The organism is Kyrpidia tusciae DSM 2912, assembly GCF_000092905.1.
GTDB classification, from domain to species: Bacteria; Bacillota; Bacilli; order Kyrpidiales; family Kyrpidiaceae; genus Kyrpidia; species Kyrpidia tusciae.
In genome coordinates this window covers 814,422-837,973 of record NC_014098.1, presented here as the reverse complement: position 1 = coordinate 837,973, position 23,552 = coordinate 814,422, and the positions used below count along the sequence as shown (strand labels likewise).

General features: G+C 59.7%; 25 protein-coding genes and 1 pseudogene. 8 read left to right on the top strand and 18 right to left on the bottom strand.

Translation table 11 applies throughout. From position 1 onward, the window contains the following. Together BTUS_RS04260 and BTUS_RS04255 are read left to right on the top strand one after the other, a co-directional pair. On the top strand, positions 1 to 369 hold the full coding sequence (locus tag BTUS_RS04260) for a DUF779 domain-containing protein (RefSeq protein WP_041304952.1): 369 nt from the start codon (positions 1 to 3) through the stop codon (positions 367 to 369). Between the two features lie 155 nt (positions 370 to 524). Beyond that, positions 525 to 998 (top strand): copper amine oxidase N-terminal domain-containing protein, encoded by a 474-nt coding sequence (locus tag BTUS_RS04255; RefSeq protein WP_013074887.1) that lies wholly within the window; start codon positions 525 to 527, stop codon positions 996 to 998. A gap of 115 nt (positions 999 to 1,113) precedes the next feature. On the opposite strand, the gene BTUS_RS04250 is transcribed toward BTUS_RS04255, so the two are convergent. Next, complete coding sequence (locus BTUS_RS04250; protein WP_013074886.1) at positions 1,114 to 2,421, bottom strand: IS1096 element passenger TnpR family protein; 1,308 nt, start codon at positions 2,419 to 2,421, stop codon at positions 1,114 to 1,116. 137 nt (positions 2,422 to 2,558) lie between these two features. Between BTUS_RS04250 and BTUS_RS16680 the strand changes: the two genes are divergently transcribed. After that, entirely contained in the window at positions 2,559 to 3,011 is a 453-nt protein-coding gene (locus tag BTUS_RS16680) for a UPF0158 family protein (RefSeq protein WP_013074885.1), read from the top strand. Between the two features lie 52 nt (positions 3,012 to 3,063). Here BTUS_RS16680 and BTUS_RS04240 read toward each other — a convergent pair whose 3' ends face one another. From BTUS_RS04240 to BTUS_RS04215, 7 genes are all read right to left on the bottom strand, one after another. Further along, on the bottom strand, positions 3,064 to 3,645 hold the full coding sequence (locus BTUS_RS04240; protein ID WP_013074884.1) for a Uma2 family endonuclease: 582 nt from the start codon (positions 3,643 to 3,645) through the stop codon (positions 3,064 to 3,066). 132 nt (positions 3,646 to 3,777) lie between these two features. Then, positions 3,778 to 4,743, bottom strand: coding sequence for an OmpH family outer membrane protein (locus tag BTUS_RS04235; protein ID WP_013074883.1), 966 nt, complete (start codon positions 4,741 to 4,743; stop codon positions 3,778 to 3,780). A gap of 21 nt (positions 4,744 to 4,764) precedes the next feature. Beyond that, positions 4,765 to 6,822 (bottom strand): DEAD/DEAH box helicase, encoded by a 2,058-nt coding sequence (locus tag BTUS_RS04230; protein WP_052300709.1) that lies wholly within the window; start codon positions 6,820 to 6,822, stop codon positions 4,765 to 4,767. Positions 6,823 to 7,023: 201 nt separating this feature from the next. Continuing rightward, on the bottom strand, positions 7,024 to 7,605 hold the full coding sequence (locus BTUS_RS18805) for a Fic family protein (RefSeq protein WP_052300542.1): 582 nt from the start codon (positions 7,603 to 7,605) through the stop codon (positions 7,024 to 7,026). A gap of 6 nt (positions 7,606 to 7,611) precedes the next feature. Further along, the gene (locus tag BTUS_RS18795) at positions 7,612 to 7,851 is read right to left on the bottom strand and encodes a hypothetical protein (RefSeq protein ID WP_245543363.1); all 240 of its coding nucleotides are present in this window, start codon (positions 7,849 to 7,851) and stop codon (positions 7,612 to 7,614) included. Between the two features lie 9 nt (positions 7,852 to 7,860). Then, entirely contained in the window at positions 7,861 to 8,268 is a 408-nt protein-coding gene (locus BTUS_RS04220; protein WP_052300540.1) for an Rpn family recombination-promoting nuclease/putative transposase, read from the bottom strand. A 190-nt stretch (positions 8,269 to 8,458) separates the two neighbouring features. Then, positions 8,459 to 10,090: a sigma-54 interaction domain-containing protein gene (locus BTUS_RS04215; RefSeq protein WP_013074881.1), complete on the bottom strand. Its 1,632-nt coding sequence runs from the start codon at positions 10,088 to 10,090 to the stop codon at positions 8,459 to 8,461. 226 nt (positions 10,091 to 10,316) lie between these two features. Here BTUS_RS04215 and BTUS_RS04210 point away from each other — a divergent pair, with 226 nt between their 5' ends. Continuing rightward, complete coding sequence (locus BTUS_RS04210) at positions 10,317 to 11,240, top strand: proline dehydrogenase family protein (protein ID WP_041304943.1); 924 nt, start codon at positions 10,317 to 10,319, stop codon at positions 11,238 to 11,240. After that, positions 11,237 to 12,778 (top strand): L-glutamate gamma-semialdehyde dehydrogenase, encoded by a 1,542-nt coding sequence (pruA, locus tag BTUS_RS04205; protein ID WP_013074879.1) that lies wholly within the window; start codon positions 11,237 to 11,239, stop codon positions 12,776 to 12,778. Before BTUS_RS04210 ends, pruA begins: the two co-directional genes overlap by 4 nt. Before the next feature lie 162 nt (positions 12,779 to 12,940). Here pruA and BTUS_RS04200 read toward each other — a convergent pair whose 3' ends face one another. From BTUS_RS04200 to BTUS_RS19195, 7 genes and pseudogenes are all read right to left on the bottom strand, one after another. Next, positions 12,941 to 13,258: a hypothetical protein gene (locus BTUS_RS04200; RefSeq protein ID WP_052300539.1), complete on the bottom strand. Its 318-nt coding sequence runs from the start codon at positions 13,256 to 13,258 to the stop codon at positions 12,941 to 12,943. Between the two features lie 141 nt (positions 13,259 to 13,399). Further along, positions 13,400 to 13,690: a hypothetical protein gene (locus BTUS_RS04195; protein ID WP_013074877.1), complete on the bottom strand. Its 291-nt coding sequence runs from the start codon at positions 13,688 to 13,690 to the stop codon at positions 13,400 to 13,402. After that, positions 13,691 to 15,019, bottom strand: coding sequence for an RNA-guided endonuclease InsQ/TnpB family protein (locus tag BTUS_RS04190; RefSeq protein WP_013074876.1), 1,329 nt, complete (start codon positions 15,017 to 15,019; stop codon positions 13,691 to 13,693). It lies immediately after the preceding gene. 61 nt (positions 15,020 to 15,080) lie between these two features. Beyond that, positions 15,081 to 15,737, bottom strand: coding sequence for an IS607 family transposase (locus BTUS_RS04185; RefSeq protein ID WP_013074875.1), 657 nt, complete (start codon positions 15,735 to 15,737; stop codon positions 15,081 to 15,083). A gap of 65 nt (positions 15,738 to 15,802) precedes the next feature. Continuing rightward, complete coding sequence (locus BTUS_RS04180) at positions 15,803 to 16,114, bottom strand: YolD-like family protein (RefSeq protein ID WP_013074874.1); 312 nt, start codon at positions 16,112 to 16,114, stop codon at positions 15,803 to 15,805. A gap of 18 nt (positions 16,115 to 16,132) precedes the next feature. Then, the gene (locus BTUS_RS04175; RefSeq protein WP_245543362.1) at positions 16,133 to 16,903 is read right to left on the bottom strand and encodes a DinB/UmuC family translesion DNA polymerase; all 771 of its coding nucleotides are present in this window, start codon (positions 16,901 to 16,903) and stop codon (positions 16,133 to 16,135) included. Positions 16,904 to 16,906: 3 nt separating this feature from the next. Next, positions 16,907 to 16,990: pseudogene (locus BTUS_RS19195) on the bottom strand (hypothetical protein); the annotation flags it as partial. A gap of 129 nt (positions 16,991 to 17,119) precedes the next feature. On the opposite strand from BTUS_RS19195, the gene BTUS_RS04170 reads away from it, so the two are divergent. Then, positions 17,120 to 17,521, top strand: coding sequence for a hypothetical protein (locus BTUS_RS04170; protein WP_123809224.1), 402 nt, complete (start codon positions 17,120 to 17,122; stop codon positions 17,519 to 17,521). Between the two features lie 106 nt (positions 17,522 to 17,627). On the opposite strand, the gene galU is transcribed toward BTUS_RS04170, so the two are convergent. After that, complete coding sequence (galU, locus tag BTUS_RS04165) at positions 17,628 to 18,551, bottom strand: UTP--glucose-1-phosphate uridylyltransferase GalU (RefSeq protein WP_013074872.1); 924 nt, start codon at positions 18,549 to 18,551, stop codon at positions 17,628 to 17,630. A gap of 277 nt (positions 18,552 to 18,828) precedes the next feature. Here galU and BTUS_RS16670 point away from each other — a divergent pair, with 277 nt between their 5' ends. Next, on the top strand, positions 18,829 to 19,470 hold the full coding sequence (locus tag BTUS_RS16670) for a thioredoxin domain-containing protein (protein WP_013074871.1): 642 nt from the start codon (positions 18,829 to 18,831) through the stop codon (positions 19,468 to 19,470). 151 nt (positions 19,471 to 19,621) lie between these two features. Here BTUS_RS16670 and BTUS_RS04155 read toward each other — a convergent pair whose 3' ends face one another. After that, on the bottom strand, positions 19,622 to 20,866 hold the full coding sequence (locus BTUS_RS04155; protein WP_013074870.1) for an MFS transporter: 1,245 nt from the start codon (positions 20,864 to 20,866) through the stop codon (positions 19,622 to 19,624). A 282-nt stretch (positions 20,867 to 21,148) separates the two neighbouring features. Between BTUS_RS04155 and BTUS_RS16665 the strand changes: the two genes are divergently transcribed. Continuing rightward, positions 21,149 to 22,126: a patatin-like phospholipase family protein gene (locus tag BTUS_RS16665; RefSeq protein WP_169307932.1), complete on the top strand. Its 978-nt coding sequence runs from the start codon at positions 21,149 to 21,151 to the stop codon at positions 22,124 to 22,126. A 96-nt stretch (positions 22,127 to 22,222) separates the two neighbouring features. On the opposite strand, the gene purD is transcribed toward BTUS_RS16665, so the two are convergent. Then, the gene (purD, locus tag BTUS_RS04145; RefSeq protein WP_013074868.1) at positions 22,223 to 23,551 is read right to left on the bottom strand and encodes a phosphoribosylamine--glycine ligase; all 1,329 of its coding nucleotides are present in this window, start codon (positions 23,549 to 23,551) and stop codon (positions 22,223 to 22,225) included. Position 23,552 lies beyond the last annotated feature (1 nt).

Below are 23,552 nucleotides of genomic sequence, written 5' to 3'. Positions count from 1 at the left end.
ATGGATACCCGGAAGGTCGTGGCGACAGAGGCCGCCCTAACGCTGATCGAAAAGCTCAAATCTCTTCACGGTCCGCTCATGTTCCATCAGTCGGGAGGGTGTTGCGACGGCAGTGCCCCGATGTGTTACCCGCTCGGGGAGTTCAAGGTCGGCACCCGGGACGTGTACTTGGGCGACATCGGCGGGTGTCCCTTTTATATGAGCGAGTCCCAGTACGCGTACTGGCGGCACACGCAACTGATTATCGACGTGGTGCCGGGACGGGGAAGCGGGTTTTCTTTAGAGAGTCCGGAAGGTCTCCGGTTTCTCACCCGATCCAGGGCCTTTACGGACGAGGAGTGGAACGCCGTCGAACGCGGGGAGTCATGAAATCCGCCTTTCATAGCCGTCGCGAGTCTTTTTAGCGGAGTCTCGCGGCGGCCTTTTTTTTTTTTTTGCACTGGGCATCCATCCGTTCATGCCGCTGCGGTACATTCATCCGAAGAGATAAAAACTTTTTTCCGATTGATAAGGAGGAACTGACCATGCCTTTTCCTTTCATCCCCCGGCGAACAATTCCGATCGCGACTTCGGTCGTCACGACGGTGATGCTGTTGTTCCCACCCGCCGCTGTCGGTGCGGACGCCGAGGTCCCGCTTCGGTCCGCCGCGGAAGCCCAAGGAGCTCTCGTCACTTGGGACGAAGCCGGCCAAACGGCGATCATCGAGAAACAAGGTCACCGGCTGTTGGTTCGCGTCGGCGCCCACACCGCTTCTCTCGACGGAAAGCCTCTCCCGGTTAGCAGTGAGATTCACCTGGTCCAGGATCGCGCCGCGGTCCCGCAGTCGGTCATGGACGCCTTTATCCAGGCCGTGAATTCAGGCACGCCCGAAAGCCGGCTCCTCGGTCGGTACATATTGAAGAATCCAAAAGAACTCGGGAACGGCATCCGGATGTCCATCGGCTCCTCCCTCACCCACGATTCCCGACGCCTGTTCGGGTCACCCCGCACCCCCTGAGCCGCAAGAACCCTGACCCGGTCCCCGCGGGTGCTGCCACCGACCACGCCCGGCACCCTGGACCGGCCGCAATCCAGGGTCGCCTGGCGACACCGATGTGCTCCTTATTGCCGAATCACTCCCAGTACGTGTACTGATCCGGCGCTTCCCCGCGTGTTTCGATGATCTCCGGCTTGACCAGATCCCCTCCCGGGCGAATCTCTCGCAACAGAACGTCAAATGTCCATTCGTCGCCGTAATCGAACAGATAAAGAATCCGCTGCCCAAGGAGGAGGTTCAACTCGCCGATCAGGACCTCGTTGGCGTAGGGCCCTTGGTCCGAGTAGGGTGAATTCACGGATTGGGAAGACCATTTTTTTCCATCGAGAAAAAATGAATATAAATGGTCGTCGCCGAACCGATAAGCTCGTTGAATGGCGCGATGCAGATCCTCCACCGTGTGCCGGGCGCTGACCGCGATCGTTCGCCAGCAACTGCGGCTCAGAGAAACCTGGAAGACATAAATCCCGTTTTGGAAACCTCGCGGTTCCCGCGGCAGGCTCCGCTGGAGCTCGCCGTTTGGAAACAAGCGGACAAAGGGTTCATAAAAAGGCGAAGATTTCACCTCGGGAACCTTACGAACCAGCCGCCTCGGCCGCTCCGCCCATCCCCCGAATTCCCGGCGCATCGCCGAGTTCCACAACTGCAAAGGGCGCTCCTGTAACAACACCGGCCCGATCTTCTTAAACAGCGGCGTGGGCGTAATCGCTGCAACGGCGATTCGCCCCTTATATCGCCCTTCCTCCTTGTCCTCCTCAAACGTCCAGAATCCAAAGGCAGCAAAATAATCTACAAACTCACCCATATACCACAGCAAATAACGGATCCGCTCTGTGTTGTCGTCCCCGTCGTCATCCGCAGCCAGCCGGCTGACTCGATCACTCGGAAGACGCAGCAGTACACGAAACGTGCTGTCCAGCGGAGGCAACTCCCACATCCTGGTGTCCCTCACCATATCGCTCCAGTTCACATCCACCCAAAACGTCTCCAGCAGAAAGATATACTGTTCTACGAGGCTCAACTGTTGATATTGCTCATACCGCTCCGTCGGCTTCAGGATCCACCGATTCGCCTTGTGCGCCTCCACTTGCAGCAAGCGCCCTGCACGGCCGAGATGGTACAACAAATGTAACAGAGGATAAGAAATTTGGTCCTTATTCGGCGTGGCACCCGGTTCGGGGCGGCTGACCAGCCCATTGAGTTCGTACAACACCCTGCGAGAAAGCCACTGGTTTTTCTTGGATACCGCCACCTCACTCCGGCCCACATAGTCCATAAAGGTTTCAAAATCACGGCACAAGGGATACATGGCTTCCAACATGTCGTCCGTCAACCGGCCCACTCCTTCCTGAAGCGTATCCAAAGAACAATTCGACAACCGCACGGCAATTCCTGCGGGCTGGATTCCCCTTGTCGCCTTTTAGAACCATTGAAAGATCGGCGGCGAGAAGCTACTCTATACAGTAGATCGTGAGCCTGGACATGGACCGGAGGCAGACTCTCCGAGAGGGGCGGTGAATCATGAAGCGGATTCCAAACTTAAATCTCGATGAACTGTGCGACGCATATGCTGACAACGGGGTGGAACGCCAACATTTTTTAAACGTCACCAGCGGTGAGATTGTGACATGGTTCGATCCGGTGGTTTACGGGACTGATGAATACATCGAGGAATTGGAAAAGAAGCTCGACGCCGGATTGGGCCGAACATACCTGCGGATCCCCCAAATCGAATCCCACGAGGCCTACGAACTGATGGCCGAATTCGCCGATACCGTCAGCGCCTTCACCATCCGACGCCGGCTGGAGCGCGCCTTGTCGGGCCGGAAACCGTTCCGACACTTCAAAGACGTGCTGGCCGATTACCCGGAGGAACGGGAACGCTGGTTTGACTTTGAGCACGAAGCTCATCGCCGACAAATCATCCGGTGGCTCGAATCCCATGGGATCGCCGTGGATCCGACGCCTCAATAGGCGCCATTCCGCCGGCGGGACAGTAACAGACCTCGTCTCCCCGCGGCCTAACTTATTCGGGCAATTTCGGCAGAATTCGCAACAGGTCGCCCATCGTGAACTTCACGCACGGGAGTCGTTCGGAAGACACGCACTCGTCGGCTTCGTACACTCTTGATAGCGATAACTGATCACGACTCCACACATACTGATCCAAGGTCCCGTTCACCGGATCGGCCACCCAATATTCCGGCACACCGTATTTCGAATATGTCGCCCACTTCTCGACGCGATCGCGTTGAAAACTGCCTGGAGACAAAACCTCCACCACCAGATCCGGCACGCCGAAAATCCCCCGCAGCCTCACAATGTCCATGCGGTCCCGGTGCACCACAACGAGATCCGGTTGGCGGACGTCGCGGTCCGAAAACACCACATCAATGGGGCTCAAAATCAAAAGATAGTCTCTCCCGCACTCGCCGTTCAGCACGTCTCTCAGCGCTGCCACGAACAGCTGGTGGATGGTCGACGGGGCCGGACTCATCGGCTCCAGGCGTTGGTCGACCAGCTCGTACCGGTATCCGTCATCGGGAAGCGCCGCGTATTGCTCATACGTGACGGGCTCTTCCCGAACTTGCGGCGGTTTTCGGCTCACCCCGCAACACCTCCGTCAAATGAACTCGATACAACAAGATGGACCCCGCGCACAGGACCCATCATCCACACAGTCCTGTCGACGGCCAAAATCGCCAGAATCACCCTGCTCGGCCCGGCAGAACGGTCCCTTTCATGGACGGTCGCCCGGGACTAGAGCAAACCGCTTCAGGATCGGGTTGTAATAAAGCGTGACCTCTTTCTCCACCCGCCGCTCGGAGATGGACACGACATATTCCAACAACGGGGCCATCACCACGACGCCGTGGTCGAGAACCGGCTCGACGCGGATGTCGTATTTTTTCTCGATTTCCGCAAGTTGTTTCTGCCGCTCCAACTCCACGGATCGGGCCTTGTCCAGCAATTCTTTTCGCTTTTCTTCCGTCAGTCCTTTACGCCCGGTCCGTTTGACGATCTCCCGGCTCAATTCGTCATAGTAGTCGACGATGCGCTTTCTCTCCCGCTCCAGTTCCGCCTGCCTGACCCGCTGCAGCCGTCCTCGCTGCCCCACCTCGGTCACCTGCTCCAACGCCAGGCGGAACGCACCCGGGACATCGGTTCGCGCGACCACCGGCAGGGCGTGCACAGGCGTGTCCGCATAGGGAACCCCATCCGCGCTTCTGCCCATGTCTTCATCGAGGGCCCCTCGGGTCATGTCCACCCATACCCGGCAGAATTCTTCCTCTTTCTCGTCCGAAACATAGCCGATCCGAAACGAAAACACCGCCCATGCTCCCATCACGGGGCGTTCGCTGCGCAGCGTCAAAGTCCCCCGTTCTTCGGCCATGAAACGGCGGATCTTGTCCAAGGGGCCCGACAGTGCGGGGGGATCGATGTCGGCAAACCAAACGGTGCTCACCGCCTGCCGGCGAACAAACCCCATGATCTGATCGAACAGATAGCTGCCGAAGGTGACAAACTCCGCTTGGGGATTTTCCTCCGCCACCTCGAAATCAAACGCCACCTCCAGCTCATCCCTGCCCTGAAACAGATCTTTGTACTCTTCCGGAACGACGACCTGGCAAAGGGCGTATTCCACCGGCACCACGATCCCGCCCATCGCCTCGATGGCCGTCGTGACCAATTTTTGCAGTTCCATCCGGTCTTCCCCCACCTTCAATCAGGAGAACAGGCGCTCATCCAGCTCCTTGACGCGCTCCAGTTGATGTTTATTCTTCAGCAACTGTTCCCCGATCCGTTCCATTTCGCGCTGCACGGCGGCCTCATCTTCCGATTGGACCCAGGCATTCATCACCAGGTCGGAAAAGTCCTCGCTCTCTGCGATGTCGCCGAGGATCATGTCCACTTCCCCGACCACGAGCTCGAACAGGTTGATTTTGCGGTCGAGGACATCCAACATGTGATGTTCCAACGTATGGAGGGCCGCCAAATTGTACACGAATACGTCCCGGGTTTGTCCAATCCGGTGGATGCGGCCGATGCGCTGCTCGATGGCCATCGGGTTCCAGGGCAGGTCGAAATTGACCATGCCGTTGCAGAACTGCAGATTGCGCCCTTCACCTCCGACCTCCGTGCTCACCAGCACATCGGCTTCCTCGCGAAAATAGGCGACCTCGCGGTCTTTCTCTTTCCGGGTGAGCCCGCCGTGAAACTCCGCCACGCGAAAATCGCGCCGGCGCAGGGCCCGGACCAGGATCTCCTGGGTGGCGCGGTATTTCGTGAATACGATCATCTTATCGCCGAATGCCGACAGGATCCGGATGAGTTCCGCAACTTTGGCGCTTTGCTCCCCTTCCGTTGCGGCAATCTCGGCGGCGCGTTCGGCGAATTCCGTCACAGCCCGCTTGTCATCCGGACCCAGGCCGGGGTGCGTGGAGAGTTTTTCCAATGATCCCAACACCGAGGCGAACGCACTGCCCATCTGCTCCTGCATGCTTTTGAGCAGAAAGCGCGAAAAAACGGGATGATCATCCGTGTAATGAACGCGAATAAAACGGCTGAGGTCGATGTAAAGCCGTTGTTCCGGTTCCGACAACCGGACGGTTTTCGTATGGGCTTGCCGCTTGGTGAACTTGACGTCGACGCTGCTGCGCCGGTTGCGAATCATGACCTCGGACAGCAGGGCCCGGAGCTTGTCCGCATTTTTGACCTCGACGCCCTGGTTGTCCACCACGAAATGGCGACGGAAATGCGAATAGGTCTTCAATTGTCCGGGCTTGAGCAGGGTGATCAGGTTATACAGTTCCTCCAGGCTGTTCTGCACCGGCGTGGCGGTCAGGAGCAGCATGTATTTTTTCTTCAGGCTGTTGACGAACTGCCAGGCGACAGAATTGCGGTTTTTGACATGATGCGCCTCGTCCACCACGATGAGGTCGTAATGAATGTCGGAGATGACCCGGCGGTGGTTGGGGCGTTTGGCCGTGGCCAGCGAGGCGATGACCTTGTTGTATCTTCTCCAGGCCTCTTCGCCGAGAGCGATGAACGCGCGATCGTCGGAGCGGATGAAGTCCTGGTTAAACTTGCGCTTCATTTCTTCATGCCACTGGTTGATCAGAGAAGGCGGGACCAGAATGAGAATCTTCTTCGCCAATCCCCGCATGATATATTCCATCATGCAGATCCCCGCCTCGACGGTCTTGCCCAGTCCCACCTCGTCACAGAGCAGCGCCCGGCCTTTGAACTGGTGCATGACCGATTGCACGGTCTTGATTTGATACTCGAAGGGTTCCAGTTCCCGAATGTGGGGCAGGCAGATCAAGTCGTCCACGCGGGAGACGGCGAACTGTTTCGCCGCGTCGTACAGGTCGAACCACACCTGCTCCTGCCGCTTCATCTGGCTCATGGCGGACAGAACGGCAGCCGTCCGTTGGGTGACGTCCGGTTGGATCGCAGAAGCCGCGAGTTCGCCGGACCCGTCGGAGCCGCCGGACCAATCGGACACCCGGATTGTTCCATCCGGACCGGCTTCGATAAACAGGTAGTCCGCCCCTTCGTACGGGGTAAACAAGCCCTTGATGCCCCGCCCCTGAAGCAGCCTGTCCGCCATGTTGACTTTCAGTTTTCGGGAAACGCCCCTGCCGTTGACGAATTCGACCTCGACAACGTCATGGTCGTTCAGTTCATACACAGAACGAAAAAAATGAACCAGTCCGCGGTCCATCTCCAGGGCGTTCAGTTCCAGAAGATCCCAGTTCGGCTTAAAGAGGTATCGATTCACTCGAATCACATCCGTTCTCCTGCGCCCATGTGCGAAAACGATGCCAGATGGAGTTGGGAGGGGTTTTGGCCAACCAATTGTCCGCATCTGCAAACGACACCTGGTGTTGGTGCTTGCGAAACATGCGACCACATCTCATATCGACGTTGAGTATAGTATAGCACGGGACGTTTTCACAGGCCCCCCATCCCCCGTCCCGCATCAATCCCCCAGCAGATAGCGATACCGCTCGGGATCCTCTCGAACCGCCTTCGCCAGCTCTTCGTAGCCCTCGGTTAAGACCAGAGAGCGAATGCGCTTGGCGTGTTCATCCCGCGGCCGGAGAAAGCCCTCGGCGATCCACCGTTTCAGCCTCTCCCGCACCGTCCGGTCCCGCAAATTCAGCAATTTTGCAAGATCGCTCGTGGTCAAGACGGGGGTTCGAAACGCCATTTGCGCAAAAACGACCCGCTGAGATGGATCCAACCGCCGCAGCAGATCCGGCTCCACCGCCATGAACGACAGACTTTTTCTGCGAACCAGCTCCGCGGCTTCTCGAAATACTTCCGCCAACCCCTCGATAAAAAAATCCAGCCAGGGCGTCAGGTCCGCATCATTTCGCCCAAAATAGTAATTATGAGGAAGCCCCATCTGCAGATTCTTGTAGTAGCCTTCCAAATTTCGGTCATAATAAGACTCCAGAACAAAAAGACCTTTCAACCACAAATCGTGTTGCCTGAGAAGGTAGGTTGCCAAGGCCCGCGCCGTCCGCCCATTGCCGTCGACATACGGATGGATCGTCAAAAATTGCTAGATAAAGATGCCCGCCTGAATCGGCGCCGGAATGTCCCGGGTCTCCGGTCGATTCACCCATGCCACGAGGTCTTCCATCAAGGTGGGCACATCCCGGGGTTCCGGCGGCAAATACACGATGACACCGGTACGCTCGTCGGCCACCTTGTTTTGCACAGTCCGATACCCACTTTTGGCCGCCCTTTTACCGCCCGGGATGACGCGAATGATCGCATGAAGCCCGACCATGCTACGCATGGCCAGCCCTCACCGATCGCCCTCCAACTCCCTTTGGATCGCCTCAACCTCTTCTTTCGGTAACTTTGTTATCTCAAGCACCTTGTTCATGTTATCTCCCATCCGCAGAAGTGATCGGGCCATCTCCCGTTTCGCCGCCAGATAGCCTTCCTCCCGACCCTCTTTGCGCCCCTCTTCTCTTCCTTGTTTCATCCCTTCTTCGCTACCCGCCTGCCACGCGCCCTCCATGTCGGCCGAATGTCTCTCTAACCACTTCACCCGCTCTTCATACAGCCGGCGTATCTCCGGATCCTGGCTCAAGGACTCCAGCGTCGTCAGCGCCTTCCGGATCATTGGGTCTTCCTTCGTCAACTCCTCCATCTCTTCTCGCGTCTCCGCCGACAGGAACCTCATCCACCGCTCTAAACTGCTGCCCACATCAACAACCTCCCCGTTGCTTTTCCTGCCGCCAACCTTTCACCGCCAGCCCCACCTATATTTCCGTTTCCCCTTTAATCTTATTTATTTCGCAATTCCAACGTGAGTACACCCCCGGTGGACACCGAGTTCCGCAAAAGGTGGACAAACACCCCCCTCCCCCTTCGACATATCCATATTTTTCCTGCCCCTACCTCCTCCACCTTCCCAGGCCCATCGCCGAATCGAAGGCTCGGGGGTCGAGACCCAGGGATCGCAGGCGGTTGTAAAGGGTTCCCCGGGAGATCCCGAGCAGCCTCGCCGCGGCCGCCTTGTTCCCACCCGTCTTTCGCAGCGCCTCGAGAATCGACTCCCCTTTCGTTCGCCCGGCATTGGGGCGAAGACCCGGGCGATGAGGGGTTCCCGGCGGTTCCGCCCCGGGGTCGCCCGGCCGCAAAAGCGCGGCCAGGTGACCGCTGTTCCACGATTCGTCTTCCACCGTGACCACCAGGCGCTCCAACACGTTCCGCAGTTCCCTGACATTGCCGGACCAGGGATGGCGCATCAACGCAACCAGAAAATCGGGCTCGAGGTGCGGGGCGGGCCGCCCATAGGCCGCACACAGATCTTCCAAAAATGTCTCCACCAACACCGGGATGTCGTCCAGTCGCTCTCTTAGGGGCGGGATGAAGATCCGGACTACATTCAGCCGATAGTACAGGTCTTCCCGAAACCGGCCCTTGGCCACCAGATCCTCCAGGGGCTGGTTCCCCGCCGCGATGATTCGGGCGTTCACCTGAATCGGCTTCGTGCCGCCGATGCGATAAAAGGTCTGGTCCTGGAGAACCCTCAAGAACTTCGCCTGAAGCTCCACGGGCAGCTCCCCGATCTCATCCAAAAAGAGCGTCCCCCCGTGGGCGAGCTCCAGCTTCCCCGGGCGCCCGGATCGGTCCGCGCCGGTGAAGGCGCCCCCTTCATAACCGAACAATTCACTCTCAAATAAAGGCCCCGGGATGGCTGCGCAGTTCAGGGCGATAAACGGGCCGGCACTCCGCCGGCTCGCCGCGTGGATCGCCTGGGCAAACAGATCCTTCCCCACCCCGCTCTCCCCCTGCAACAAAACCGTAGCGTCGGTGGGCGCCACCTTTTTGGCCAGGCGAATGGCATGCAGAAGGTCGGGCGACCCCCCTTTGATCGTGTCAAAGGGATCGCGATCGCCGTGCCGCAACTGTTGATCCGCCATCCACTGGCGATACGTCCGCTGCAACTCCTGATGCATCCGCACCAACTGAGTGATATCCTTTTCCGAAGCCACCGCCCCAGCCATCTGCCCGTCCACCCTCGCCGGACCGCCGGAAAGAAGCACATGGGTGTTCTCCCGGGGAGCGTGGTACACTTGGCGCACAGGTTTGGGATCACGGAGAAGCCGCAGAACCGCCAGGGCCTCGGGCTGGAAAAACCGGTCAATGGGCCGCCCGAGAATCCGCTGGGCCGGGATGTCGTAGATCTGCTCCGCCGTTCGGCTCCAACCCCGGACCACCCCCCGGCGATCGATCACGGTCACCGCCTCTTGGACAATGTCCAGCACCTGTTCAAAAAATGCCCGCTGGCTCCAGCAAAGATCGAGAAGGAGATCGGTGAACTCCCGGGGGCCCAAGACCCCCACCCACTGCCCATCTTTATAAATCGCCACGGGCTCCCCCGACCGACAGGCCTCGGCGAGCTCGTCAAAATCCACTTCTTCCGAGTACACCGATAGGCTCGCGTCGGGGAGCGCGGTATCCGGCGAAACCGGCCGCATTCTGGTGCGCAGCTCTTCCCAGGAACACCACAGAATGCCCATGCGCCTCTCTCCCGTTGCCCGAATTATTTTTCCGTTTCTCCACCTCATCTTAGCACAGGTTTCCGGGCAAACAAAGGAGGAGGCAAAAAACTTCGGCTGTTCATACCCGTGTTTACACACAGGTGTTCAATTTGAACAACTTTGTTCAACCCGCGAACGAACATCGGCACCATCGGCGGTGGCACGATATTTGCGTAGGATCGGGGTGAGGGGGGGGGCCATGGAGATGGAGCAATGGATGAGAAAGGGGTTTCACCGGTTGGCGGCGAGTCCCTCCGCCAATCGCATGGCCAGGCGGTGGGGGTTGCGATTTGGCGCAGCCCGGTTCGTCGCAGGCGAAACCCTCGAAAAAGCGCTGGAGGTTGTGCGGGATTTGAACCATCGGGGACTGGAGGTGACCCTGGACCATCTCGGCGAGTCGGTGTCCGATGCCGCCGAAGCGGCGGAGGCCGCCCGGGCTTGTCTCGACACCCTGGAGGGGATCGAGCGCACCGGAGTGCGGTCCCACCTGTCGGTGAAACTCACCCAACTGGGACTCGACATCGACCGATCCCTCGCCGAAAAACATGTGGGGCAAATCCTCGAACGGGCGGGACAGGCCGGGACGTTCGTGCGCATCGACATGGAAGATTCGGCTCACCTGCCCGCCACGTTGGAGCTGTTCCGGGAGATGCGCCGGCGCTACGATCACGTGGGCATCGTGATCCAGGCGTATCTTTACCGAAGTGAACAGGATCTTCGAGAGTTGGAGGACCTCGGGGCGAATGTGCGGTTGGTCAAAGGGGCGTATCGCGAGCCCCCGTCCGTGGCGTTCCCCGACAAGCGGGACGTGGACCAGAACATGAAAAAGCTGATCGACATGCATTTGCAAAGCGGCTGCTACACGGCGGTGGCCAGCCACGATCCGCAGATTCTTCGGCACACTCGGGAGCGGGTCGAACAATGGGGGATTCCCCGGGACCGGTTTGAGTTTCAAATGCTGTACGGCATCCGGCCAGACCTTCAGCGTGATCTGGTGGAACGGGGATACCGCGTACGGATTTATGTGCCCTATGGAACGGACTGGTTCGCGTATTTTATGCGGCGATTGGCCGAGCGGCCGGCCAACGTGTGGTTTGTACTCAAGAACGTGGGGAGGCATGTGGGATGATCGAGTTTCGGAACGAACCGTTGTCGAATTTTCACGACCCCGCCGTTCGGGATCGGATGAAGGAGGCCTTGGCCCAAGTCGAGGGAATGCTCGGACAGTATTACCCGCTGGTCCTGGGCGGCCGGCGCGTCGACACGGCGAGTCGCATCACATCGGTCAATCCCGCTCAAATCGACCAGGTCATCGGAGAGGTGGCGGCGGGGGACGCCAGCCACGTGGACAAGGCGGTGGAGGCGGGGTGGAAGGCGTTCCCGGAGTGGGGGCGGCTGCCCGCGGAGGCGCGGGCGGGCTATCTGTTTCAGGCGGCGGCCGCGCTGAGACGGCGAAAATTCGAGTTCGCCGCCTGGATGGTGTACGAGGTGGGCAAAAACTGGGCCGAAGCGGACGCCGATGTGGCCGAGGCGATTGATTTTCTGGAGTATTACGGCAGGGAGGCCATCCGCCTGGGAAAGGGCGCTTCCCTTGTGCCGCACCCCGGCGAGGACAACCGCATGACCTACATTCCCCTCGGCGTTGGCGCCATCATCGCCCCGTGGAATTTTCCCGTGGCCATCCTGGTGGGTATGAGCTCGGCCGCTTTGGTGACGGGAAATCCGGTGATCATCAAACCCTCCAGCCAGGCGCCGGTGGTGGCGGCCAAATGGGTGGAGCTGCTGGAGGAGATCGGGGTTCCGGCGGGTGTGGTGCAATATCTGCCCGGCCCGGGCGGCGCGGTGGGGGATGCCCTGGTGGACCATCCCGGCGTGCGCTTCGTGAATTTTACCGGGTCCAAAGAGGTCGGGCTGCGGATCGTGCAGCGGGCGGCAACTCCGGCTCCCGGGTGCCGGTGGATCAAGCGGGTGGTGGCCGAGATGGGGGGCAAGGACGGGATCATCGTGGACGAAACGGCGGACCTGGGTGCGGCGGTGCAGGGGATTCTCACGTCGGCCTTTGGTTTTCAGGGGCAAAAATGCTCGGCCGGTTCCCGGGCGATCGTGGTGCGGTCGGTCTACGACGAGGTGGTGGAGCGGCTGCGGGAAGGCGTGAAGCAATGGACGGTGGGTAAGCCCGCGGACAACGCCCCGATGGGTCCGGTGATCGACGAATCCGCGTATCGGAAGATATTGCATTATATGGAGATCGGCCGGGAGGAGGGGCGTCTGGTGGCCGGGGGCAGGCCGGCGGAAGGGCCGGGGTACTATCTGCAACCGACGATTTTCGCCGATGTCCACCCCAGAGCCCGGATCGCCCAGGAGGAAATTTTCGGGCCGGTGCTGGCGGTGATCCCCGCGGATAGTTTTGAGGAGGCTGTGGAGACGTTCAATGATACGGAATACGGTTTAACCGGATCGCTCTACACCCGCCGCCGGGATCGGGTGGAATATGTGCGGGAGCACATGTTCTGCGGCAACCTCTACATCAACCGCAAATGCACCGGGGCGCTGGTGGGGGTGCACCCATTCGGGGGATTCAACATGTCCGGGACCGATTCGAAGGCGGGCGGGCCGGATTATCTGCTTCTCTTTACCCAGGCGAAGGTGGTCTCGGAGGTGCTGTAGCCGACGGGATATCCCGCCACAACCTTTCTTCCGGGTCAGGGGCCACATTTTCCGCACCCCACGGGTGGCCCCGGGGCCCGCGCCTCTCCACGCCCGCCACGGGTGAGGCCTGCAACCCGCCCGACACGTCATAGCTTGACCTTCGTCGATATCCAGTACGCATCACCGGCCGCTTTCCAACTCCCTTTGAATTGCCTCGACCTGTTCCCGGGGCAGCTTCGTCAACCTGACCACCTTCTCCACATTATCCCCCGCCTCCAGCATCGCCCGAGCCATCTCCATCCGCGCCTCCCGACGCCCTTCCTCCCGGCCTTCCTCTCGGCCTTCCCGTCTCGCCCCCTCGATATCCGCCATATACGTCTGCAACCCTTTCATCCGCTCCTCATAGAGCCGCCGCGTCTCTTCGTCCTGACTTAAAAACTCCAACGTCGTCAGCGCCTTGCGCATCACCGAATCTCCCATCACCAACACCTGTTTCATTTTTGCTATCACTTTCTATCAAACATTGACAGACTTGACAGCAAAACAGTTTACGCTCTCCGAGAGGCTGGCTGCTCCCCGAAGACCCGATTGGCGAGGCCATGGGGCCGAGCATCTGGAGTCCCGCCCGAAACAGTACCATCAGGCCGTCCGCCGACCAGCGCCCGACACCGACAGTTTCCAAACGGCGGGGTGGTCCCTCGACGCTTGCGCGTCTCCCACCGGCAGGACAGGGATCGGTTTCGCCAACCCGGAAGGCCGTTTTGCCGAACCCCCCAGGATCAGCCACCCGGCGGCGCTCCGCTTGCGCCTCATCGTCAAAGCCGTGTTCCGTGCGGCCTTCGCCAACCCCCGCACGCCCTCACGGTCTTTCTCCCGCCAGGCCTGTCCCTGTCCCGTCCTCCCGGGAACATCCCGGGACCTCTGATTCATTCATGCGTGGTTCTCCCAGTAGCGCTTCAGCAAAATTCTTTTGACTTCTTTGTGTGGGGTGTACTTAGTGATCTCCTGGTCGCGAAGACGCCCCTTCACATTGGTCGCCGCCACATGGTCCGCATCTCCTTCATATCCGCACTTTTGGCACCGGAATGAATCACCGTTGCGGTTCTTGCCGTCCACCCACCCGCATCCGGGACAGGGACAGGTCTGGCTCGTATAAGCGGCGTTCACTGGTCCCGGATCGGTTATGGAATAAACATGACACAAGTATTCCAGTCGCTCCCGGATCGCCTGCCGTTGCCACTGGCTCACCTTGCGGGACAGCCCCTTGTTCCTCGCCTTCCCCCGCAGGTGGGACAAATCTTCGCAGGCGATCACCCTCGGCCGGCGTTCCCGAAAAAACGCCCGAAACGCCCGGTTGATCTCGTTCTCGCACCACGCCCGGTACCGCCTGTGTCGCTTGTGCTGTTTCACCAGCCCCAGGTTGTGCCGACGAATTCGCCTGGCCTTTCCCGGGTCCCGCTCCCGGTTTTTGCGATACAACGCCCACAGCTTCTGGCGTTTCCGTCCTTTGTCCAGCACGTGGTCCGACATCTCTTGCAGGGCCTGGCCGTACTCCGGCCGATACTTCTTCCCCGAGTCGTCCGTCAGAACTTCGGTGACTCCCAGGTCGATTCCCGCCTCTTCCTCCCCGGCCGGGTAGGTCTTCGGTTCCCGGCTCATATGAATCTCCACCGCCTGTTCGTCCGGCAGCAGAACCACCCGCAGATTGCCCCTCAGCTTGTGAATCCCAGAAAGGGGGATCACGATCCTTTTTCTCGGGGACAACCCCATCACCGCCACATACTGCCGGTTGCCCACCATGAACACTCGGTACATCTGCTGATCCACAACAAAACTCCGGGCTTTCCGGACCCGCGGCCTCTTTCCCAGGACCCGGCGAAACAGCCGCTTCAGTCCGTGGCGGATCTTCTTCCGCCCGGCCGGCTCCAATTCGGTCTTTTTCCCCGCCAGATCCTCATCCCGAAAAATCGCCTCAATCTTTCTCCAATCCCGGGGCCTGTCCCCGAACTTGTCCAGCAACCAGAAGGCGTAATCCCGTTCCTTCGGGGTTAACCCCTCGTTGCGGTGAAGACGGTCCCGCACCTCGGCAATCGCCGCTTCCCACTGTCGCTCCAAGGTCCATAAGGCGTCTTCCAAGGCCAACTTCCACTGCCGGGCCTGAAGACCAAAGGGACTCGCAAACCCGGCGGCCACCCGTTCATCCCGAATTCTCCGTTTATACCCCAGATCCTTGAGGGACTTCACCTGCGCGTACTCCACCAAGAAGGCGTCCTTCTGCCGGGAATACGCCTCGGCCACTTCGACGATCTGCCTCCATTTCTCACGATTCAGCGGCAGGCTCTTTTGTCGGATCGTCTGTCGCACCGGCCAACTCCTCCCGAACCGCTTTGGTCAGTTTCCGCGCCCTGTAGGTTCGTGACCCGTAGAGTTTTGTCGCAAAATGCCGGACAATGCTTATTAGATCTTCGGCCAGTTCCTGGGCCGGTGACATGTCCTCGGCCTTGTTGACCACCAGAATCTCGCAACCGAACCGTGCAAACAGGTCCTCCAAGAAATCAAACCCAAACCGGACCAGCCGGTCCTTATGAGCCACAATCACCGTCTCGATTTCCCCGCGGGTGACAGCCCCGCACATCCTTTGGAAATTCTTTCGCCGATCATTCAACGCCGACCCAATATCGACGAAAATCTCGTCGATGGTGAGGCCCTTTCCGGCCGCAAATTCCTTCAGGAAACGCAACTGGTTCTCCAGGTCAGGCTTTTGCCCTGCGGAAGACACCCGGGCGTAAATGACCGTTTTCTTTGTTTCTTTTCGTTTCCCGATTCCTAACGCCTGATAGAACATATCCTCGGTGTATCTGCGCTTGTTGGTGGGAGTTCGCAAAGGCACCAGCTTGCCTTCCCTGTCCCACGATCGAAGTGTGGAGACACTGACGCCGAGTTTCTCCGCAAACTCTCGAATCGAATAGAGCTTCACCTGAACATCACCCTATATCAGATTCTATCAGGTGACGTTGATTTTCGGCAAATCACTGCTCTTCTTCATAGAAGGCCAAAAGCTGTCTTCAACCTCCTCCCCGCGCCGTCCCCTGCCTCCAGATACACCCGGCCATTTCGCAAAATCGGAACCCCCTCCCACACCTCATCTTCATGGGGCCCAAACAGCGAGATCCTGACCTGGCTCCCTGTCCCCAGGGCTTCCGCCAGGACATATTCGATCTCCGACCAGCGATCCTCGGTCCACTCCGGCGCCCGACGCCGGCTGGCTTCCCGCTCCAACCGTTCCACCATCTCCCTGTGCTCAGGCAGCGTCAGCCTCATCGACGCAAAAAGATTCCCTTCCGTGACCCGCACTCGGCACCCTTCCTTTATTCACATAAGATGTCCACCGATCTTTTGGCTGCGGTCCCGCAGTTGGCCTGCCGGTAACAGACTCGACGCCCGCATGATGCTCGTCTCCCCAAACCGGGCCCGAACTTGGTCGTACGCCTCAGACAAGCGCCTACGTTTCGCCACGTCCTTAAACAGCGAAAGTTGCATCGTGTCCGACTCGGGCTCCAGCAGATCCACACCCACACTGACGGCCCGCACCCCGGACCCGTCCCACCAGCGATCCAACAATTGAATCACATGAGGATAAAAGTCCTCAGCCGCATTGAAGGCACGGCCCAGCGTCTTCGTCCGGCTGAAACCGCCCTCGAACCTGGCGTACGTGAGGCTGATGCCCACCCGCCGGCCCTTCTGCCGGACGCTCCGCATCCGGGCGCACACCTCGTCCAGCAACTCCAGAATCACCACCGCGATGTCCTCGCGTTTAGAAAAATCCCTGGGCAGGGTGATCCGCTGACTGAATCCTTTGTTCGGAGCGGCAAAGGCGTCCGGGTCAATGGGGGAACTGTCCATGCCGTGACTCCACCGGTGAATGATCGTTCCCCACACCCCGAATCGCCGCCGCAAACGCCATTCCGGAATCGCCGCCACGTCCCCGATGGTCGTCGTGCCAAACTCATGGTCCAAAATCTCCGCTCGCCGTTTCAATCCCCACATCTCATACACGGACAAGGAATGCAGCCGGGAGGACACATCTTTCTCCGTCCACCACACCACTCCGCTCGGCTCCTTCTTCGCCGCTCGATTGGCCATCTTCGCCATCCACTTGTTCGGAGCCAAGCCCACGCGACATCGGATGCGAAACAAGTCCCAAATCGTTTCCTTGAGGGTTCGCGCCACAACGACGGGGTCCGGAAACGTCAAAGCTGCACACGATCAAAAGAGAGTACCCAGGCAACGGAAAGTTGGATATGATGAGTGAAAATACGGCTGTTCACCGTCGAATATGAGTTACGGGGGGGACCGAGGTTGAAACCGAACACTGGGGAAGTCCTTCGAGTGATCACCTGGCTCGTCGGTTTTTTTGTTGTCTACATGGTTCCCAAGCATATGGAGAATCATTACGTGGCAGTGGCCCGCACCTCGTACGTCACGATCCCGCTCATCTGGTTCACCGTATTGGCGGGTTTTATCCTGGGCGCCTACGTTCCCCTCATCTTTGTACGAAGGTGGGCCTTTCACCCCAACTGGCCCATGCTGGCCATTGTGTTTCTCCCGTTCGCCCTCTTGTCACTCTATGTTCCGATGTCCATGACGTTTTCCTGGCCAATGCCCTTCCATATTGGGATTCGCTTGGCACCCTATTTTGAACTTTTCCCAATGATTGCGGGATTCGGCTTGGTGAGCGGGATTTTGGGCCATTGCCGGTAGGTTTTGGCCCCTCCCGAATCCCACAGACCCGAGGGTGCACCCGACCAGCAACCGATACACCCTCGAAGCGATTTTCGCCCCGTCCAAGATCGGCACGGGGCGCCCCTTAGCGATCGGCCGCCCTGGAGTACATTCGCCGCCCCAAGGCATGCCCCTTGCGCACCAGTTCCTCCAGATACGCCTCCATCGCCGGCCCGATGTCTTCTCGCATCAGCGCCACTTCCACCGAGGCGCGCAACAAACCCATTGGATTCCCGATATCAAAACGCCGGCCCTCAAAGGGCATGGCCCACACGCCTTGGGTACGGCACAAGACGTTCAACCCGTCGGTGAGCTGAATCTCGTTGCCCTTTCCCGGCGGAAGGTCGTCGAGGATCGCAAAAATCTCCGGCGTAATCACGTACCGCCCCATGATGGCGAGGTTGGAGGGCGCTTCCTCGGGCGACGGCTTTTCCACCAACGCCCTGGCCCGGTGCCCGACCCCGCCGGGTCCCGGACCGTTTGGGTCCACGATCCCGTAACGGCTCACCTCAGCCCGCGGCACCTCCTGGACCCCCACCACCGCCCCCCCGGTCTCCCGGTAGAGGTCGATAAGTTGGGCGATACACGGCCGCTCGGAGAACATCACATCATCCCCCAGGAGCACCGCAAAGGGCTCGTCGCCGACGAAGCTCTTCGCGCAGGCCACCGCGTGTCCCAACCCCCGGGGCTGCTTCTGGCGGATGTAGTGGACATCCGCCAGCTCGGCGATCCGCCGCACCTCTTCCAAGGCCTTCTCATCGCCCTTTGCTTCAAGCTCCATTTCGAGTTCGATGTTGCGATCAAAATGATCTTCGATGGCCCGTTTGTTCCTTCCGGTGATGATGATGATGTCCTCGATCCCCGCCGCCACCGCCTCTTCGACGATGTACTGTATGGCGGGCTTGTCCACGATGGGCAACATCTCTTTGGGCTGGGCCTTGGTGGCCGGCAACAGCCTGGTCCCCAACCCCGCTGCCGGAATCACCGCTTTTCGCACCGGCTTTCGCATCCGCTATGTACCCCTTTCGACCTCCGCTCGCCAGGCAGAGCGCATCCCCCTGCCCCAAAACCCCGGCCGAACCACGTGAACCTGGCGACGGAACCACTTCGAACCTTATTATACTTGAACTTTCATTTCCACAGAAGCATGGCCTTCGTCTCCACACGAGCCCGGCTCCCGGATCCTTCCCCGCATGTGCAGCTTCAGTCCGCCTCCCGCGGCCTGCAACATGGTATAATGACACTTGCCCGAGCCTGTCGGTGAACATCCGGGAAGGGGATTCGTCATGCCAATGACACCAAGTGTTGCTCATTTGTTGAAAGCCCTTTTTCGTCTCTTAAAATGGGCCGCGGTCACAGTCGCCTCAGTGGGCCTTTTGATAGGCTGTGGACAGACCGCGTCGCCACCTGGTCAAGGGCCCGGACCCGGCCAAGGACCTGGGCCCAATCCGCCCGCCTCCAATCCGCCTTTTGAAAATCAACTCCAGAAAAACGTCATCACACCCAACCAGAATTTTCAGTTCAGTCCTGCCCCCGTCGACCGGGTGGCCGTCCTGTCCGCCGACGGCAAAGAGATGACCCTGGATCTCACCAAGCTGCCCGTTTTGTTCCAGGCCTATTGGTGCCCTCACTGCCAGCGCACTCTCGTTTTGCTGTACCAGCACCGGGACGCCGTTCGGCAACCGATCATCGTCTCTACCGGATTCGTCCCCGGCACCACCCTGAAGGAGGCTGTATCGTTGACCCAACAGGAAGAGACGGCCTTGGGCGTTCATTTTGCCAGCATCTACTATCTCCTCGACAACAACGTGCGGTCCCGGGTTGTGCATCAATACCCGACCCTCTACTTCCCGAGCGGCGGGAAACCGCAGGTAATCAGCGGAGAACGCACCCTGGAGGTTTGGCAGCAGGCTCTTTCCTCACGTTGATGGCCGTGCCAACCCCGGGACTCGCCTCCCGACCGACCTGGCCCCACCGAACCGACTCCCGGCGGGCCCCGGACTGGGCGGGCGTGGACAGCGACTGCGCAGTCGGTCGACGATCCGTTTCAGGAATATTCCTCCAATCAGCCGGCCAGGTTCAGCGCTTACCGTTGGCGATTTTTACTGCATCGGGGTGGCGGCGAAGCCTGGCCATGGCCACAATCCCCAGCGCTGGTCCGACAGCCAGCGTGGCAAAAGCCCAGTTCCACCCGATCCGGCTCTCCAACACGGGGATCAGATTGATCGACAGATTCGTGATGAAAAACCCGATGGCCATCTGAAAGGTCAAGGCCGTCCCAACGCAGTCAGGATCGGACACTTCCGTGGTGGCGGCGGAGAACTGGGCGGAATCCGCGATGACAAACACACCCCACACGACGGCGATCAGCAGCATCAGCTCATAGGATCGCCCGTAGGTCAAACCGATGAGGAGTGCACAGGATCCGCTCACCGCCATCGATAATATCGTCGAAGTGGTCCTGCCGAACCGGTCTGCAAACCAGCCCCCGAACCAACTCCCCACGGCACCAGAAACACCGATCACGACAAAGGAAAGGACCGAAGTGAGCACCACAGACTGGGTCTGGTGAAGGGCCCGAAGATTCGCGCCGAGAAACGCGGGGATCCACGTCCACATGGCATACAATTCCCACATATGTCCAAAATAACCGTAATTCGCAAGCATGACAGCGCGGTTGCGAACCACAGCACCCAAAACGTGCAGCGAAAGGCTCTCGATGCGGCCATTGTCCTGTCGTGCATCGGGAAGGCCAAAATAGACGATCCCTGCACCGATCAGCGCCAAAATCGAGTTCACGATGACAATGATTCTCCAAGGGAATTCCGGCAAAATCGCCACCACCAAATGAGGCAACGCCGACCCCATGGTGAGCGCGGCGATCAAGATCCCGATCGCCACACCGCGCCCTTTCGGAAACCAGAGGGAAACCAGTTTTACCGCAACGGGGTACACCCCCGCCAACATGACACCTGTCAAAAATCGCAAAATAAGACCGAAGATCGCGTTATGACTGACAATAATGAGGACATTGACCACCGCCCCGAGAACCGCTGCTGCCGCAAACAGTTTCCTCGGGTTATAGCGATCGGCTAAGGATAAAAAGGAACTTATTAACGCTCCGACCACGAACCCGATTTGGACCGCGCCGGTAATCCACCCGCCCATGAGGGGGTTTAAACTCCAATATTGTTCCAATTGATGGGCGATGGCGGACCCGCTAAACCACAGACTCAGCGTGAAAAGCTCCGCCACACTGATCAATCCAAGGGCAACAAATGGATGTCGACGGATCTCCTGAGTCATTTCCCTCTGCATATCCATTATAAACCCCCCTTCACGAAACCCGGGAACAGCAGCCCCCCAGGAACCGCGCGTCCCGACACGACTTCCTATGTCTTCCTTTTATCAGAACACGAACATTATCGTCAACATGATGTCAGCGGTCCTCCAGCCCAATGTCCTCATCGGCGGGAAAATGAACGCGGCTCACGATGCATATTGCCCTCATATTCGTCCACGATAATGCCGAAGCTCATCACATCTGCCATGAAGGAGCCGAAGAGCGCGATGTCGAATGAAAGCTCGATAAAAACTAGAGAATGGGTGAACGGTGTTAATCTAGCCCTGGGAGGTGGTGCAGCTCGGGGATTAGCTCATATCGGGATTCTGCACACTTTCGAAAGCGAGGGCGTACCCATCACCGGGATCGCGGGGTGCAGCATTGGGGCGCTTGTCGCCGCAGCCTATGGAGCAGGAAAATTACATGCCCTTGAGGAAGCGGCGTTAAAGATCCGGCTGCTCGACCTCATCAAATTCGCCGATTTTGCCTTTTTGAGCGGCGGATTGATCAAAGGAGACTGGCTGGTCCAAGAACTGCGGAGACTGATCGGGGACGTGCATTTTGAAGACCTCCGACTGCCCACCGCCGTTGTGGCCACAGACCTGATCACCGGGGACACCGTCGTATTTCAACAAGGCCCCGTCATTGACGCCGTGAGGGCAAGCATCTCCGTCCCCGGCTTGTTCACCCCGGTGCCGCTCGACTCCCGTCTGTTAGTCAATGGCGGGGTGAGCGACCGGGTTCCTGCGGACGTGGCCCGGTCCTTGTCCCCGGCCCGCACCGTCGCCGTGGACGTAGGCTCCCAGCGCGACAAATGGACCGCCACCGCAACCTTCGCCCGGATTCGGTGGTCGCGCCTGCGTTCTTTCCTGCAAGAGGTACGGGATTCTGTCAACCATTCGCCCATCGCCCGGGCCATGGAAGTGGCCGGTCTGCTCAACGAAGAAATCCCCTCTCCCGTGGAAAAGGGGAGCCGATTGGGGCTCCTTCAAACTCTGCTCGCCAGTGTCGACGCCCTGGAAGCCCAGTTGGCCGCTCAGAATCACCCTTCTTCCACCGCCGATTGGGTCATTCATCCCGATATCGACCACATTGACGCCCACCGTTTTGATTTGGCGCGAGAAGCGATCGACGCCGGACAACGGGCGGCCGAAGAGTTTCTCAAAGGAAAAGTCTACCTTCCAGGTCTCGGCAGACTGACGCACTCCTCGTGGGCGCAAGCCAACCATAAACTCACTTAGCAACCTTTTTCCATCCGTCCGCCTCCAGGGGACAGCGAATTTCGCAAAAGGTGGACACACACCCCCTCCCCCTTTCGACACGTCAGAGTTTCCCAGCTAACAACGGTTACTCCCCAAGCCCGACGGCTCCTGCCCGGCCGCCTCCGACGCCCCGGCCACCTGCGCCGCCTGAGCCGCGATATCCCGCCGATAATGCATCCCCGGGAACTGAAGGCGCCCCACCGCCCGATAAGCCGCCTCCCGGGCCTGGGCGAGAGAATCCCCGAGCCCCGTCACGCCCAGCACCCGGCCGCCCGCCGTCACCAAGGCTCCATCGGACCCCCGCGCCGTGCCCGCGTGAAAGACCAAGGCGCCCTGTTTCGCCGCCTCTTCCGCGCCGTCAATCACGTCCCCTTTGCGATACGCCCCGGGATAACCCTCGGAGGTCGCGATCACGCAAACCGCCGCCCGGGGGGACCACTTGACCTCGACCCGGTCCAGGGTTCCGTCCAACACCGCCTCGAGCACATCCAACAAATCGGTCTCCAGGCGGGGCAGCACCACCTGGGCTTCCGGATCCCCAAAGCGGGCGTTGAACTCGATCACCTTCGGACCTTCGGCGGTGAGCATGAGCCCGGCATAAAGCACCCCGTAAAAGGGCCGCCCGTCCTCAACCAAAGCCCGGGCCACCGGCCTTAGGATCTTGCTCTCCACCCGGGTCATGGTGTCCTCATCCAACCACGGCACCGGTGAATAGGTCCCCATCCCCCCGGTGTTGGGCCCGCGATTGCCGTCAAACACCGGCTTGTGATCCTGGGCCGGGACCATGGGCACCACCGTCTCCCCACTGACGAAAGCCATCACCGTGGCCTCCCGGCCCTCCAACATCTCTTCCAAGACCACCCGCCGGCCGCTCTCGCCAAACACGCCATCCACCATCATCGACCGGAGCGCCGCCTCGGCTTCTTGCAACGTCCTGGCCACCACCACGCCTTTGCCCGCCGCCAGGCCGTCCGCCTTCACCACCACGGGAGCCCCGTGACTCCGAAGATACTTCAGCGCCTCCTCGTAGGAATCAAAGGACGCATACCGGGCCGTGGGAATCCCCACTCGGGTCATCAGCGCCTTCGCATAAGCCTTTGATCCTTCGATCTCCGCCGCCGCCCGGCTCGGTCCAAAAATGCGCAGCCCCGCCTGGCGAAACCGATCGACAATCCCGGCCAGGAGCGGAGCCTCGGGACCGACCACCGTCAGATCGACGCCTTCCCGCTCCGCCAACGCCAACAACCCCTCCACATCCTCCGCCCCCACCGGCACATTCCGGCCCCATTCGGCGGTGCCGGGATTCCCCGGGGCACACAAAATCTCCGGCCTCCGGGGACTCTGGGCAAGCTTCCACACTAGGGCGTGCTCCCGCCCACCTCCGCCTACCACGAGGATTTTCATC

Coding starts and splice junctions, on each gene's coding strand:
- BTUS_RS04260 (WP_041304952.1), top strand. CDS start 1: ATGGATACCCGGAAGGTCGTGGCGACAGAGGCCGCCCTAACGCTGATC.
- BTUS_RS04255 (WP_013074887.1), top strand. CDS start 525: ATGCCTTTTCCTTTCATCCCCCGGCGAACAATTCCGATCGCGACTTCG.
- BTUS_RS16680 (WP_013074885.1), top strand. CDS start 2,559: ATGAAGCGGATTCCAAACTTAAATCTCGATGAACTGTGCGACGCATAT.
- BTUS_RS04235 (WP_013074883.1), bottom strand. CDS start 4,743: ATGGAACTGCAAAAATTGGTCACGACGGCCATCGAGGCGATGGGCGGG.
- BTUS_RS18795 (WP_245543363.1), bottom strand. CDS start 7,851: ATGCGTAGCATGGTCGGGCTTCATGCGATCATTCGCGTCATCCCGGGC.
- BTUS_RS04215 (WP_013074881.1), bottom strand. CDS start 10,090: ATGGGCATTCTGTGGTGTTCCTGGGAAGAGCTGCGCACCAGAATGCGG.
- BTUS_RS04210 (WP_041304943.1), top strand. CDS start 10,317: ATGGAGCAATGGATGAGAAAGGGGTTTCACCGGTTGGCGGCGAGTCCC.
- pruA (WP_013074879.1), top strand. CDS start 11,237: ATGATCGAGTTTCGGAACGAACCGTTGTCGAATTTTCACGACCCCGCC.
- BTUS_RS04200 (WP_052300539.1), bottom strand. CDS start 13,258: ATGAAACAGGTGTTGGTGATGGGAGATTCGGTGATGCGCAAGGCGCTG.
- BTUS_RS04195 (WP_013074877.1), bottom strand. CDS start 13,690: ATGAATCAGAGGTCCCGGGATGTTCCCGGGAGGACGGGACAGGGACAG.
- BTUS_RS04175 (WP_245543362.1), bottom strand. CDS start 16,903: ATGGCCAATCGAGCGGCGAAGAAGGAGCCGAGCGGAGTGGTGTGGTGG.
- galU (WP_013074872.1), bottom strand. CDS start 18,551: ATGCGAAAGCCGGTGCGAAAAGCGGTGATTCCGGCAGCGGGGTTGGGG.
- BTUS_RS16670 (WP_013074871.1), top strand. CDS start 18,829: ATGCCAATGACACCAAGTGTTGCTCATTTGTTGAAAGCCCTTTTTCGT.
- BTUS_RS04155 (WP_013074870.1), bottom strand. CDS start 20,866: ATGGATATGCAGAGGGAAATGACTCAGGAGATCCGTCGACATCCATTT.
- purD (WP_013074868.1), bottom strand. CDS start 23,551: ATGAAAATCCTCGTGGTAGGCGGAGGTGGGCGGGAGCACGCCCTAGTG.